20 protein-coding genes are annotated in these 12989 nt (G+C 38.8%); 11 read left to right on the forward strand and 9 right to left on the reverse strand.

Annotated features, from left to right (window positions below):
- Positions 1-57 precede the first annotated feature (57 nt).
- From PL11201_RS10455 to PL11201_RS10470, 4 genes are all read right to left on the reverse strand, one after another.
- Complete coding sequence (locus PL11201_RS10455) at positions 58-402, reverse strand: phospholipid-binding protein (RefSeq protein ID WP_079678511.1); 345 nt, start codon at positions 400-402, stop codon at positions 58-60.
- Between the two features lie 41 nt (positions 403-443).
- Positions 444-1895, reverse strand: a complete 1452-nt coding sequence (locus PL11201_RS10460; RefSeq protein ID WP_079678512.1) for a serine/threonine protein kinase — start codon at positions 1893-1895, stop codon at positions 444-446.
- Positions 1896-1992: 97 nt separating this feature from the next.
- Positions 1993-3114 carry an extracellular solute-binding protein gene (locus PL11201_RS10465; protein WP_079678513.1) on the reverse strand — a complete coding sequence of 374 codons (1122 nt, stop codon included), beginning with the start codon at positions 3112-3114 and terminating at the stop codon, positions 1993-1995.
- A gap of 5 nt (positions 3115-3119) precedes the next feature.
- Positions 3120-3659: a phycobiliprotein lyase gene (locus tag PL11201_RS10470; RefSeq protein ID WP_079678514.1), complete on the reverse strand. Its 540-nt coding sequence runs from the start codon at positions 3657-3659 to the stop codon at positions 3120-3122.
- Between the two features lie 539 nt (positions 3660-4198).
- Between PL11201_RS10470 and PL11201_RS10475 the strand changes: the two genes are divergently transcribed.
- Positions 4199-4567 carry a hypothetical protein gene (locus tag PL11201_RS10475; RefSeq protein ID WP_079678515.1) on the forward strand — a complete coding sequence of 123 codons (369 nt, stop codon included), beginning with the start codon at positions 4199-4201 and terminating at the stop codon, positions 4565-4567.
- A 104-nt stretch (positions 4568-4671) separates the two neighbouring features.
- On the opposite strand, the gene PL11201_RS10480 is transcribed toward PL11201_RS10475, so the two are convergent.
- Positions 4672-6747: a S8 family peptidase gene (locus PL11201_RS10480; RefSeq protein ID WP_079678516.1), complete on the reverse strand. Its 2076-nt coding sequence runs from the start codon at positions 6745-6747 to the stop codon at positions 4672-4674.
- 187 nt (positions 6748-6934) lie between these two features.
- Here PL11201_RS10480 and PL11201_RS10485 point away from each other — a divergent pair, with 187 nt between their 5' ends.
- On the forward strand, positions 6935-7090 hold the full coding sequence (locus PL11201_RS10485) for an anacyclamide/piricyclamide family prenylated cyclic peptide (RefSeq protein WP_079678517.1): 156 nt from the start codon (positions 6935-6937) through the stop codon (positions 7088-7090).
- A 171-nt stretch (positions 7091-7261) separates the two neighbouring features.
- On the opposite strand, the gene PL11201_RS10490 is transcribed toward PL11201_RS10485, so the two are convergent.
- On the reverse strand, positions 7262-7453 hold the full coding sequence (locus PL11201_RS10490) for a type II toxin-antitoxin system HicB family antitoxin (protein ID WP_369821836.1): 192 nt from the start codon (positions 7451-7453) through the stop codon (positions 7262-7264).
- Between the two features lie 11 nt (positions 7454-7464).
- Positions 7465-7794: a type II toxin-antitoxin system HicA family toxin gene (locus PL11201_RS10495; RefSeq protein ID WP_234996663.1), complete on the reverse strand. Its 330-nt coding sequence runs from the start codon at positions 7792-7794 to the stop codon at positions 7465-7467.
- Positions 7795-7874: 80 nt separating this feature from the next.
- On the opposite strand from PL11201_RS10495, the gene PL11201_RS10500 reads away from it, so the two are divergent.
- The 4 genes from PL11201_RS10500 (at position 7875) to PL11201_RS27310 (ending at position 8842) form a co-directional block, all read left to right on the forward strand.
- Positions 7875-8036, forward strand: coding sequence for an anacyclamide/piricyclamide family prenylated cyclic peptide (locus tag PL11201_RS10500; RefSeq protein WP_079678519.1), 162 nt, complete (start codon positions 7875-7877; stop codon positions 8034-8036).
- A 178-nt stretch (positions 8037-8214) separates the two neighbouring features.
- Positions 8215-8445 carry a type II toxin-antitoxin system Phd/YefM family antitoxin gene (locus tag PL11201_RS10505; protein WP_079678520.1) on the forward strand — a complete coding sequence of 77 codons (231 nt, stop codon included), beginning with the start codon at positions 8215-8217 and terminating at the stop codon, positions 8443-8445.
- Positions 8430-8723: a type II toxin-antitoxin system VapC family toxin gene (locus PL11201_RS10510; protein WP_200816751.1), complete on the forward strand. Its 294-nt coding sequence runs from the start codon at positions 8430-8432 to the stop codon at positions 8721-8723. Before PL11201_RS10505 ends, PL11201_RS10510 begins: the two co-directional genes overlap by 16 nt.
- Complete coding sequence (locus tag PL11201_RS27310) at positions 8717-8842, forward strand: PIN domain-containing protein (protein WP_255377593.1); 126 nt, start codon at positions 8717-8719, stop codon at positions 8840-8842. Before PL11201_RS10510 ends, PL11201_RS27310 begins: the two co-directional genes overlap by 7 nt.
- Here the strand turns inward: PL11201_RS27310 and PL11201_RS10515 are convergent.
- The gene (locus PL11201_RS10515) at positions 8814-9158 is read right to left on the reverse strand and encodes a hypothetical protein (RefSeq protein WP_079678521.1); all 345 of its coding nucleotides are present in this window, start codon (positions 9156-9158) and stop codon (positions 8814-8816) included. The genes PL11201_RS27310 and PL11201_RS10515 overlap by 29 nt on opposite strands.
- A gap of 322 nt (positions 9159-9480) precedes the next feature.
- On the opposite strand from PL11201_RS10515, the gene PL11201_RS10520 reads away from it, so the two are divergent.
- The 3 genes from PL11201_RS10520 to PL11201_RS10530 all read left to right on the forward strand — a co-directional run bounded on the left by PL11201_RS10520 (position 9481) and on the right by PL11201_RS10530 (position 10566).
- Complete coding sequence (locus tag PL11201_RS10520; protein ID WP_079678522.1) at positions 9481-9873, forward strand: hypothetical protein; 393 nt, start codon at positions 9481-9483, stop codon at positions 9871-9873.
- Complete coding sequence (locus PL11201_RS10525) at positions 9870-10289, forward strand: HNH endonuclease (RefSeq protein WP_079678523.1); 420 nt, start codon at positions 9870-9872, stop codon at positions 10287-10289. The genes PL11201_RS10520 and PL11201_RS10525 overlap by 4 nt, the downstream gene beginning before the upstream one ends.
- A gap of 127 nt (positions 10290-10416) precedes the next feature.
- A complete protein-coding gene (locus tag PL11201_RS10530) occupies positions 10417-10566 on the forward strand; it encodes an anacyclamide/piricyclamide family prenylated cyclic peptide (RefSeq protein WP_079678524.1) in 150 nt (49 codons plus the stop codon).
- A gap of 33 nt (positions 10567-10599) precedes the next feature.
- Here the strand turns inward: PL11201_RS10530 and PL11201_RS10535 are convergent, their stop codons facing one another.
- A complete protein-coding gene (locus tag PL11201_RS10535; protein ID WP_079678525.1) occupies positions 10600-11361 on the reverse strand; it encodes a transposase in 762 nt (253 codons plus the stop codon).
- A gap of 30 nt (positions 11362-11391) precedes the next feature.
- Here PL11201_RS10535 and PL11201_RS10540 point away from each other — a divergent pair, with 30 nt between their 5' ends.
- Complete coding sequence (locus PL11201_RS10540; protein WP_079678526.1) at positions 11392-12318, forward strand: LynF/TruF/PatF family peptide O-prenyltransferase; 927 nt, start codon at positions 11392-11394, stop codon at positions 12316-12318.
- Entirely contained in the window at positions 12318-12896 is a 579-nt protein-coding gene (locus PL11201_RS10545) for a Uma2 family endonuclease (protein ID WP_079678527.1), read from the forward strand. Before PL11201_RS10540 ends, PL11201_RS10545 begins: the two co-directional genes overlap by 1 nt.
- Positions 12897-12989 lie beyond the last annotated feature (93 nt).

Consider the following 12989-nt stretch of genomic DNA (forward strand, 5'->3'; position numbering starts at 1 on the left):
TCCCCCTGCTCCCCCTGCTCCCCCTGCTCCCCTACCTCCCCTGCCTCCCCTGCTCCCCTACTCAATATTCACCTGGGAACTATCAACGGTCAAAGTTCCGGCTTGAAATTCGGCAATATTGATGGCTTTTTCCAGAAAACCTTGACTGGGGACTTTTCCCTTAAGAACAACAGTTGCACCTTTTTGGGACACCCACAGGGAACCAATATCTGTAAGTTCGGGGTCTTCATCAAACGCTAAAGTCACCCGTTTAGCTAACCCGCTTTCATCATATTCTCCCGCAATTCCAATTCTTTCGGGGGGAAGGGAAGCATTAGCCGCCGCCTGTTGTACAACATTATTATCAGGTTTACTGGGAATTTGACCCGTGACCGCACCAAAAATACGTTCAAACCATGTCATAAAATTACAGATCCTAAGTTGATTAATAATAATATTTTAGTTTAGGGGAGATTGGTTTGAGAAGCAAGCCATTTCTGCAATTCCTGTTTTAATCCTTTTAATTCTTCTTCGGGTAATTGATGCCCAAAACGATAGGTTTTGCGACGGGATAAAAAGAAAATATTGGGTTCTTGGGTGACAATTTCTAAGCTGGGATAAAAATTACCCTGATTATCGCTGGTTCTAATTAAGTTAATTTGTTGAATTTGGGATGTTTTTCCTTGTTTGCGAACGGGGAAATAAGATAGCCAAAAAATCTCAAAGGTTTTATTGTTAAAATTGAGTTGGACTTTCTCAAAGGGTTTATAATCAATAATGGCTTTATAAATTAATCCCATGATTCCCGCCGGAATCCCCAAGACAATTAAATAGAATAGAATAATAAACCCTAAATCAAGCTGTTGCCAGATAGCCGGATTTAAAATAGTATAAGTTTTATAGGTAATAAAAGAAGCGATCGCACTTAATCCTAATCCTTTAATTATAATCGATCCCGGAATAATTTCCCAACCTTTTTTAACTAAATTGATCTGATTTAATAAAAATTTCTGGACTGGAGAAATATATTGTAGGGAAAACTGAGAGGGAATATCAACCTTTAACTGGTCAGCAGATTGGGATAATTTTAAACGAGGTTCTGAGATTGTTTTCAAAGGCTGTTTAGGTTGATAATTTAACGCAGATAAAGCCATTTGAGCGGTAGCAAACCGAGATTCTACGGCGGGTTCTATTAAGGTTTCTAACCAACTTTTAAACGCTGGATTAAGGGTATCGCCATTAAACTTTATTTTAAAGTTTTCCTGGGGTAATTCTGCCGGAGGAACGCCCGTTAATAGATGAATTAATGTGGCTCCTAACCCGTATAAATCGGAAGCGGGAACGGCCAAACCGCCAAATTGTTCAATGGGAGTATACCCAAAAGTTCCCACCACAGTAAAACTTGATCCGGGGGTTCTCGGTTGAATTTGTACCGATCCTAAATCAATTAAATAAATATGATGATCTTCTCCCCAAATTAAGTTACTGGGTTTAATATCCCGATGTAAAATAGGTGGATGAAGTTGATGTAAATAATTTAGATTTTCTAAAACTTCAAAGGTGATCCAGTAAAGTTGTTGTTGAGTAAATAGATGATGATTGTCTAATTTTTGCTTGAGGGAATCACCGTGAATATATTCGGTGACTAAAGCAAACCAAATATTGTGATCATCCAGGGAAAAATAATCTCGATATTTGACTAAACGGGGATGATTGAGTTGTTTTAAAACTTGTGCTTCTCGTTCTAATAATTTTAAATCTTCCCATTGCATTGAACCTCCCAATGCTAATAATTTGACAACCGCTTTATCTTTAAGTATTAAATCATCCGCTAACCAGGTTTGGCGAATGGGATTTTCATTCAGTTGGCATTTTAGGCGAAACCGATGGTTAAGCAAAGTTCCCGCAGTTAGCATTATTTTCACATCATAAAATAGAGGTTAATATAATATTATAGCTAAAAATTGTTCTGTGTTTTTGGGGTTGGCGATCGCATTCTATAATCAAAGCAATTCACTGTAACTTTCCCCGTCTAATTTTTTCCCATAACTGTTGATACTGTTTCAGGGAATTAGGCGAAAGGGGTTCGAGAAAATCACTTTTTTTTAAAATAGCTTTATCGGGAAATAATAGAGGATTTTCCCTTAAAGATTGGGGTAACTCCTGTGGATTCATTTCCAAAATAATTGGGGATGTTGTCCCGGTTAATAATGAGAGTTGAGTCGCAACTTGAGGCGACCAACAAAAATCAATCCAATTATCTGCTAAAGTCGCGGTAGGAGAAGATTGAACCCCCGCAGGTTTCACCCATAAATCTGACCATAAAGCCGTCCCCGATTGAGGAACAACGGCGGCTAAACCATTCTGATATTGAACTTCTGGCGAAATATCCGTAGACCACCCCACCGCCAACCAAGTATCCCCTAAAATTAACGGTTTGAGATAACTATTAGAATCATAAAGTTTAATATTTTGATGGAGTTTAAGCAGTTCGGATTCTAAGTTTTTGACTTTACTTAAATCGGGTGTATTATAAGAATGACCTAATTTTTTTAAGGTTAAACCAATGACTTCCCGGGCTTGATCTGGTAAAGAAATGCGGTGACGTAATTCTGGACGCCATAAATCACTCCAATCTTTCGGTGTCCATCCTAACCCCTTAAACTTATCAACCCGATAAATAATTACTGTACTACCCGAACGATAGGGTGCCGCCCAAATTTGCCCCTTGGGATCGACTTTACCCTGAGCATTGCGTCGGACAATATTTTGCCAACGGGATGGAAGTTGTGACCAAGCGGGCCATAATTTCGGGTCAAGGGGTTGAATCAGCTTTTGTTGAATGGCTGAATGTAACCAAAAATCTCCAATCATCACCAAATCAGCTTGGGACGACGGCTGAGTTGGACGTTTGGATTGCCCTTTTTCCAAGCGTTCAAATAAATCTTTGAGTTGTGCTTGGGGAACAAAATTCACCGCCCCTCGGTCAGACTGTTGTCGAAATTTGTTCGCCATTTGCACGGGAACAGAACCCTTGAGAACTTCCACTGTCAGTGCCGCAGCTTGTTTACATCCAGCTACGACCTGACTTAAAGTTAAAGCACTGATTCCCTGTAGAAAAAACCTTCGCTTCACTATCGCTATTCAATCCGTTTCTCTAAATACTGACCGATCATGGTTTGTTCTCCGGCGCGTGAAATAATCGTTTGCCGGGTGCGGTATCGTTGACCCACCAATTTAATTTCTTCTTCAAACACAGAACCATTGTACTCGCTTCTGAGGCATAACGTATTGGCATCGAGCAGATAATATTTGGCGACAACAGGTTTGGGAGTCATAAACCCCTGATCTCGATAGAGTAAGGTGTCACAGACCCCAAACCGAGTTGATCCGGTGGACATTTTTTTACCGGAGATGGAATTGGAGCTTTTCCAGGTGACTTTTGACCCACAACTGAGGAGCATCGGGTCATCTAATTGGTGTAATTGAGCAATATCGAGCAGATCAGGACAACCCGGTTCTAAAAACTCCACGGTAATGTCGCTGGCAACTTCTTGGGTGTCTCCTTCTGGAAGTGTGTAGTAGCGCCGTTCTGAATACCAATTTCCCACACTGCGGCTAAAATAGTCCGCCACTTGGGAGGCAATCTCACGGGGGTTTTGCTGGATCAGGGCTTTCATTGGTGGCTGCTCCTAAACACGATATGAACGGGCGGAATCCCCTCACAAAAGAGGTAAAAGTAAAACTTTTGTCACAATTCTTAATCTAATCATAACAGACTCAAACTGGCAATCATTTTCCGCCGATGGGCAGGAACAGTTTAATTGAGACCGTTCGTAGTATCTACCAGGCGGTGGAGTTAGGCTATAAGTACACTAATTGTTTCAATTTTTCAAGATCTCTGTGATCAAAAATCTAAATTTCATGACAAAACTTTGAAATTGAGTGATTTTTCTTGCTTTGGGGAATAAGGAAAACTTAACTATTATTGAGAAATGTGGGTTTTTTTTCCAGAATAGGGAGATTTTAAATTAATTTTATAAATCGAGATTATTTAAAATAATAAAAAGACTCTCGTTTTGAGATTAATTGCTTATTCCCTATTCCTTGCCATAAAACTTAAGCAAAAGGTTAAATAATTTAGTAAATAATTGGGTCTTCGCTTCTGTGCTGTCTAGGATCAGCTTAGGAAATTTTTTACTGAAACAGGAGTATTTTTATGGATGGACTGACCCAAAAAGTCGTCACTTTGACCCACAAAGTAGATGCCTTATACGAGATCATCACACAGCTTACGAATCAAGTCTCTGATCATTTGTCTCCAGAAGAAACCCCGAACTCATCCGATAAAACCATAGTTTTTCCCCCGTCCCTCCCCAATGTTCCCCAGACCCGCAAAGGTCTATCCCAACAGGAACACAAAGATATTTTGATTGATGATGAATATATAGAAACCAGTTACTATAGTCAAGAACCCTCTCTGACCGCCGACATTCAAATTCAACGACTAACGGCCCAACTCACTGCCGCCTATAACCGTATTGCGGCCTTAGAAGAACAGTTATTGTCAAAAAGAATACATTTTTAAGATGCGGAGAAAGGGTGTTAATACCTCAACAGTCAAGTGGTAAACGTCAACTGTCAACGGTCAACACCCAGCCCGCATCGGTTAAATGTAATACTCACCTATCTCTATTTCGGTACAGACCAAGAACGAACTTGTCCCAATGTAACCGGAATCATATAACTTACATCAATGGTAAAAAGATAAACCTTTTTGGCTCTCAAACCCCGTTCGGGATCAAAAAACTTTAATTTCACATCCCAACAATCGCTATTAACCCGACAGAAGGGACTTTTTTCGATTTCAATTGTATCTAATTCCATCCCGGTAGAAACAGCTTGAGCAAAACTAGAAGCGGCTTGAAAAGCGTTAGTTGCTGCAAAATTTAATGCCCGATCTTTAGATGTTTTTCCTAAATTTTGCAAATCAAAATAAACTCGTTTCAGAAAACTACTCAGAGATCTTCGCATTTCAATTTCGTTAGCGTCGGCTAGTTCTTCAGAAAGAGTTTGTAGGGCTGCATCCACTAAACCGTTGACTTTCCAACCGTACATTCCCCTGATGTTAGTAATAGTGATAACTGGAAGTTCTTGACCTGAAAATAGGGTAATTGTTTTATCAGTAATTTGTCCAGGAATACTCACCCTTTCCACATAATCATCGCTACTTTCAGGTTCAATTTGTCCGGCTAATATTAAGTTAAGCATTTCGTAAATATCAGCAGCAAAACCACCTTTTATTTCTAGGGCATAGATAGGATTTAATTCTTGATTAATAGTCCAAATTAAGGACTTACTTTCCGAGGGATTCTCAGCTAAATAATTGACAAGTTGAGAAGCATTATAAGGATTAGCTGGAATGGTTATTCCGTCAATTTCTACGGGTGGCATTAACTGTTTAAAACTATCTCGTCTGGCTTCACTGCCGAAGTCATAACCAATTGTTCCTAAAACATAAACTAGTTTAGAAACTGCACTAGCGGTAATCCCGTTAGTGGGTTGACTCGTGGTAATATTAGCCACCGCTACGGCTGAAGAACTCCTAGGAGTAGCGACATCACTTAAAGTTAGTAACTGGCTGTTAATTGTATTTTCTATTCTCTTAATAGGAGTAACAGTATTAACCGAAATAGTAATTTCTGAGGGTCTAATTTCAGACGTTTCAACTGTTGTTAATAGTTCTCCTGTTAATAAGTTGTAAGCCCCGGGAATATTTAATTTTCCTAATAAACAGCGTTCGGGTTCTTCTACTTCTTTGGGGTCGCAAGGAATAGCACTTTTTAAAATAGCTTGTCGCACGGTTTCTGCATTCGGTTTTTCTCCTCGTTGCAGTTGCATACTCATTAATAAAGCCGAAATTCCGGTAACAATAGGGGCGGCACAACTTGTCCCTTGTTGTTTAATAGGAATATCTGTTCCAGGTTCAGCCCCTAAGATATTTTCACCGTTAGCCATCACCCCTTTCTGTTGATAGTCACCCCCATAATTACTAAACTTAAAAGGTTGTCCATCATCACGCATTGCTCCCACTGTTAAAACATCGGGTAAAATCGAAGGAATACACCAACATTCGCCTTTATCGTTACCACCAGGAGCTACAATTAAAATATTACTATCTTGACATTGTTTCACCGCACGAGCAAAGATTTCTTGAGCCATTCCTGACTGAGTGGGATGACAAGCTGCAATATGAATAATATTAACCTCAGCTTTTAAGGCTTCGTTAATCGCATGGGTGAGGTTAACAAAGGAGATAAAATCATCTCCAGCGAAGGAAATAGGAATATTAATCGCGGTACAATTAGGCGCGATACCAGCAACAGGAGAGCCATGTTGTCCTAAAATTGTACTCGAAATATGGGTCGCATGACTAGATAAATCAATCCGTGTCTGAATGGGTTTAGGAAAATCCTTAAAGAAGGCTTCGCGTTCTTTTTTGGCTTCTTCTTTATCGTGGTCGGGGTCTTGTTTTTTGGCTTTTTGTTGTTGATTAAATTCTGTCGCTAATTTTAAATAATGATAATACTCATCATTGAGTTCAATATCTTCTGTCCAATAGGGTTTAAATTGAGTAAAATTTGCCCCTTTAAAACAAGCCCTGTCTAAGTCTGCCGCACCATCAAGGATAGCAATTTTAATCCGAGAATCTCCTTTAGTATGAGTCCAAAGTTCGGATATTCCACGAATAGTAATTAAATCTGGCATAGTTATAGTTATCGATCAAATAATTTTAGTTTACATTAGAAGCACTCTACTCTTGAGCATTGTACAGAGAAACTTTACCTATTTGCTAATAAGCATTGTTAATAATCATTACAAAGACTCAACCACCAGCATAACCTTAGATTATCATCCAGTCAGTCAAACTTCAACTAATCTGGAGACACAAACAATGATCAAGAAAAATATCCGTCCCCAACAATCTGCCCCTGTACAACGTCAAGTGACAACAACTTCTTGTCAAGGTGAAAAAGCATTATTTGCTAGTACAGAGTGTGATATTTTCACCAAACAATGTACTCCCTTTGCTGGAGACAACGCGGAGTAGTCCCCTTAATTCCTAACACTTACCTGAGTTTCTACCCCCCTAGCCCCCCTTAGTAAGGGGGGAATAAGAAGCACAGCACTTTTAATCATCTTTAGTAAGGGGGAATAATAAGCAACTTTAGCCACTATTACTAAGGGGGGAATAAGGAGCAACATAAATTACTAATCGGTTTCAAGCGACCTGTAATGTCTTTGGTTCTGGCAAAAGTTTCCCTATTTGCTCATAACCATACACTAAATCTTCTAAAACTTCCTTCGCGTTTTCTAGTGCTTCTTCATAGGTTTCGCCGTGAGTCCGTGCATATTGTCCCCACTCAGGTAAACTAGCAATATAAGCTTGATCTTCTTCAGACCACTGAATCAAAATACTATATTTCATTGTTCATCTCCTTGTTCTAATTGTTCTGGTTCTTTTATGCTTGCCATTATATCTTTTTCCTGATAGTTTTTTGCATCCTTGCTGTCTTTACCAGAGAGAACGACAGGTTTCGGTAAAAGGGGATGAATCCAGTAAGAATGACTACCTTTTCCCCGTTTAGGCAAGAGTATAAATCCTGCTTTCTGTAACATTAACATTTGTTTCAATTCTCCAACTTTTTTGGGCATTTGTCGTATAAATTTTGTTTGATTTTTGATTTTAAAATAACGACAGAACGACGCAATCTCACGGGGAATATGGTTCGGGAATATTGGGCTAACAATCATTACAAAAACCTTGACAAATCCTAAAGCATTAAGTTATGATTCCCTAAATTCAAAACTCATAAAATTTGGAGACACAAACCATGACTAAGAAAAACCTCAAACCCCAACAAGCAGCTCCTGTGCAACGGGAAAATACTACAGCTACCGTTGGTGCTAAAGGGATCACCGCAGTTTCGTGGTCGGTGTGGCTTACTGGGGAATCGGTGCCGGGCTTGCCTTTTGCCGGCGACGACGCGGAGTAGTCCCCTTAATTCTAACATTTACCTCAAAAGTAGTTGGAGTCTTATTCGAGAGATGAACCCCAGCCAACAGCTTACTACCCCAGGGTGATCGGCTTGGGTTCTTCGCTTTGAGTTTACTTTTATTGTAAAATAGCTGAAGATACGAGAAAAAATTGGGATACAAGGGAAAAAAAATTTTATGAAAACTGTTGACAAAACTCAATTAAAAGCTAATTTACTAGAATTGTTGCAAATTGTGGAGTCACAAGGAGAAGATATTTTGGTGACAGAGGGGAGTAAACCAGTGGTGAGAATTTCCCCATATAAAAAAAGTTATTCAACGGCGGAATTATTTAAGAATATGCGAGGAAAAGTTCAGTATTTTGAAGATTTAACTACCCCAACAACGGAAGAATGGCAGGAAATATAAAAATCGTTCTTGATACTTGCGCTCTAATTTGGTGGAGTTTAGATCCAGACAAACTTTCTCAAAAGGCAAAGGAAGCTTGTGAACAGATGGAACAGAAAAAAAATGGTTTAGTGCCATCAATAGCAGTCTGGGAAATAGCGATTAAGATTAAAAACCGCAAATTAGATTTAGGAGTGGATATTGATGACTATATTGCTACTCTTAAAAGGTCTGAGGTTGTGCGGATTATCCCAATAGATGAGGAAATTTGGTTAGACAGTGTTAAGTTAGAATGTTAGAATGGGAACACCGAGATCCGGCAGATAGAGTAGTTGTAGCAATTGCCCAAAGAAACCAAGCCGATATTATTACCGCCGATCAAAAAATAGCTAGTTTTTATTCTTCAGTAATTTGGTGAGATGCAGTAGTGAAGTAAGTTGACGTTCTTGAGATATTTCTCGTTTAATATCTTGGACAAGATCAACAATTTTCTCCCTTGAATCATAACCTGCTTCGGTCAAAGATTGTTTTAATTCCAGTTGTAATTGTTCTGCTGACATTAAAGGATGTTGTTGATATTCTTTGATTTGTTCCCAAAATTCATTAACCTCTGTTTCTGTTTCTTCCCAAAGAATAATAACTCTTACGGAACTGGGTGGAGTCCCTTTAATTGGGTAGTCTAAAGATAATTGACCTACCTTATCTATCTTTCCAGTAGATTGAATTGCTTTCATAGTTATAAAGACTTTTGCCAACGACTTTTACTTACCTAGTCCATTCTACCACTACCTCACTCAAACACAATCTCACCAGAAATATTAGGTCAATAATTATAACAAAAATCTTGACAAGTAGCCTATCTTTAATTTAGGATGCTCTCAAATTCAACTTCAACTAAATGTGGAGAAACAAACCATGTTTTGAGAGATGAACCCCAGCCAACAGCTTACTACCCCAGTGGCATTGGGTTGGGGTCTTCTCTTTGGCTTTATACCTTTGGCAGAATTATATGGGCTATAATCTTAGGGTAAACCCAATTAAATCTTAACAGGAAAAATGACTCAAATCACGATTAATTTACCTGAAAGTTTACTGGAATCTGCTCAACGTCTAGGAAATGCTACGGCGCGAGAGCTATCAGAGGTTTTAGTTGATACCCTAGAAATCATTTTACCTGCTTTTAATAATTTTTCAAAAAGTGGCAATCATGTTGAAGTTTCCAATCTTTTAGATGCCGAAGTTATTGAATTAGCTAATTTAAAAATGGATGCAGTCCAAAATCAACGTTTGGGAGAACTACAAGCTCAGGGAAAAAATACCGGATTGACTGAAGCTGAAGGCTATGAATTATTGGTTTTAATCTCAATTTATCAAATGGGGCAATTAAGAAAATCAACAGCGTTAGCTGAAGCGGTTAAACGAGGATTGAGAGAGCCTTTATTACCATGAGTTTTCTCTCAGAAAGTTTGCGCGAAAAGGTTAGAAAACGGGCAGAAAATCGCTGTGAATATTGTCTAAGTCACCAAGATTATATTATGGGTAGATTGCAAATTGATCATATCCAGCCTTTAGCTAAAGGTGGGGCTAATACAGAAGATAATTTATGTTTAGCTTGTGAATTATGCAATCAATATAAGTGGATACAAACTGAGGCTATTGATTCTGAATCTGAGGAGTTGGTTTCTTTATTTAATCCTCGCCTTCAAAAATGGCAAGAACATTTTACTTGGAGCCCAGAGGGAACAGAAATTATGGGAATAACGGCTTGTGGTAGAGCGACAATTATGGCTTTAAGATTAAATAATAATCTGGCTGTTATTGTCCGTAAAAATCGGGTGAAAGCTGGTTGGCATCCACCTGATTAATTTCAAACAGAATCTCACTGAGAATATTAAATATTCGATTAACATTTATTACAAAAATCTTGACAAATTCTAAAGCATGGTACCGTTAACCCAATACTACTCATCAATAAATGTGGAGACACAAACCATGACTAAGAAAAACCTCAAACCCCAACAAGCCGCACCCGTACAACGGGAAATAAATACCACTCCCTCTGAGTGTCAAACAGGGCTGACACCCCAGATGGGCCACTACGGACACCCAACCGCTCCTTTTGCGGGCGACGATGCGGAATAGTCCCTTTGATTCTAACACTCACCTTAAAAAATGTCAACAGTCTTTTTCCAACTGCCATGGCGCACGGTTCGCCTCGATGAATTGACGCACAATCCTTGTTAATTCGGGGCTTTCGGATACCTGGCAGCGAACGAGACGAGACTTAGATTTTTTGGGGTGGGTGGTTGGACCCGGTTTTGAGAGATGAACCCCAGCCAACAGCTTACTACCCCAGTGGCATTGGGTTGGGGTCTTCTTCTCCTTCGGTTTGTACCTTTGACAAAAGCCTTTGTACTTTCTGGCACATTCTTCTAAACTGTTCCCTAGTTGTAGAAAAGCGGGATGCCATTGAGTCAAGCCATCATCGGTTAAACGCTCATAACTGCCGTAGTTACTGAAATCGTAGAAGAAACCAGAACGCATTTTTGCTGCTTTCGGGTTGCCATGAATGTAGCGTAAGGTATTTAATGCTCTGTCTCTATCTGAAACTGGAAAGCCATCACAGAAATAACGTTTTTCCCAAAAATGTCCTGTACGTCTGAGCATTCGATTGAAACACATCGCCGTGTACCAATTGAGGAAGTGCATGATTTTGGGTAAATCTTCGGGTTGGGCAGGTTCAATCAGGTAATGAACATGATTAGACATAATACAGAGAGCATAGAGCTTAAACTTGTATTTGTTCAAAGCCTTCTGGATAGCATAAAGAAACACTTCCCGACACTTGCGCTTTTGCAGTTTAAACTCACGGTTATTGCAACGGATGGTGATATGGTAAGAATATCCAGACTGTAAATTTCGAGGTTTTCTAGGCATACTTTTTAACAATATAAAAACTAGCCATTTATGATAGCTGATGTAATCCAAAAGGACAGACTTAAAGAACAAAAACTACAGTTTATTCGCAATCATCAACAAGCCTTTGATGTTGAGCCTATTTATCCGCTCCCCTTGTTTGAAGACTTTGTAATGAGCGTTGATGGTGACTGCACGATTGAGGCTTCTTGCAAGGTCGAATTGGATAAACTAATCGCATCCAGATTTCTATTCTTCTTTAAGGATAAGGCTCAGGACTGGCCAAGCTACTTGTCTCAGGGGTTGTCCTTCTTTAAGCAGGTTGAAACCCAAGTTGGTGTTCAGCTTGACTACTCATTGCTACAGGCTTTTCTCGGTACAGACTTTGACTTTAGCCGTGTCAGAACATTCACCACAGGGATTGATCTACGGCGTGAGTCCTTAGCAGAATCTAGCGTTAAAATTCATTTCAGAATCGAGGATTATATCGAAAAAGTTCAAACTGCAATTATCTTGAGCGGTGGTGAATTTGGCTTCTTAGAGGACTTTCCTAAAAAATTTCTTGCTCGGTATATTCCCCAAATTGGCTTTGACTTTTACTTTAATGGTCGCTGTGAAATTGAGCTTTATTTTGAAGTAATAGAGTGTAATTTTGACGATCCTAACGTTAAACAGTATCTCTGGAGTAAGATGCCTCCTATAGCCTTAGCACCCTTAAAAGATACTGCTGTGTTTCATCTTGGGCTATCTAAAGCTAATACTAATCCAGTATTTTACTATCAACTTAAAAAATACAAAGGAAATTTATTAAACTACTTTAGACTTAATGATGATGCTATGCGAGTTGATAGTTTTTATCGAAACCAAGACACAGACTATGGTGGCTGGGTAGGGGTTGCCCTAGAGGAACTCGAAAAAACGAGAATAGAAAATATTAGACTTTATTATCACAAATATTTTAAAATGGAGTCAAATTGATGTTAATCACGAAACCTCGCTTTCAAACCTTTGCTGAATATCTGCAATATGACGATAATTCAGAAAAACTCTGTGAATTATTTAATGGAGAATTGGTAGAAATGCCACCAGAATCAGGGTTTAATTTTCAAATTGCTAATCGCCTTTTTTTGGTTTTTGCTTTAATACTAGGAACTGATAGAGTTAGAGGTCATGGCTTAGAATTAGAAGTCAGAGGTGAACCGAAAAACCGTTACCCTGATTTGACCATTATTCGAGAAGAACATATTCAATTACTCTCCAAGAGAAATACCATTCTTCTTTCCATGTCACCACCTTTATTGGTCATTGAAGTGGTTAGTCCTGGGGAAATTCAAAGAGAAAGAGATTACATCGCCAAAAAATTACAATATCAAGATTGTGGCATTCCCGAATACTGGATAGTTGATCCTCAAACTCAAACCATTTTAGTCTTAGAACTAACTGGAGATACCTATAGGGAAATCGGTAATTTTACCAACGATGATTTAGTTGTCTCTCCTGGACTTAAAGAATTAAACTTAAAAGTCTCCGAGGTATTTAATTCAACCAGTTTATAAATATTAGACTTTGTTATTACAAATCCTTTACAAATTAAATATCACTTTTGATGATTAATAACTCAGGAAAACATCAACATGAACAAAATGACT

This window comes from Planktothrix sp. PCC 11201, assembly GCF_900009135.1.
In the GTDB taxonomy this organism is placed as follows: domain Bacteria; phylum Cyanobacteriota; class Cyanobacteriia; order Cyanobacteriales; family Microcoleaceae; genus Planktothrix.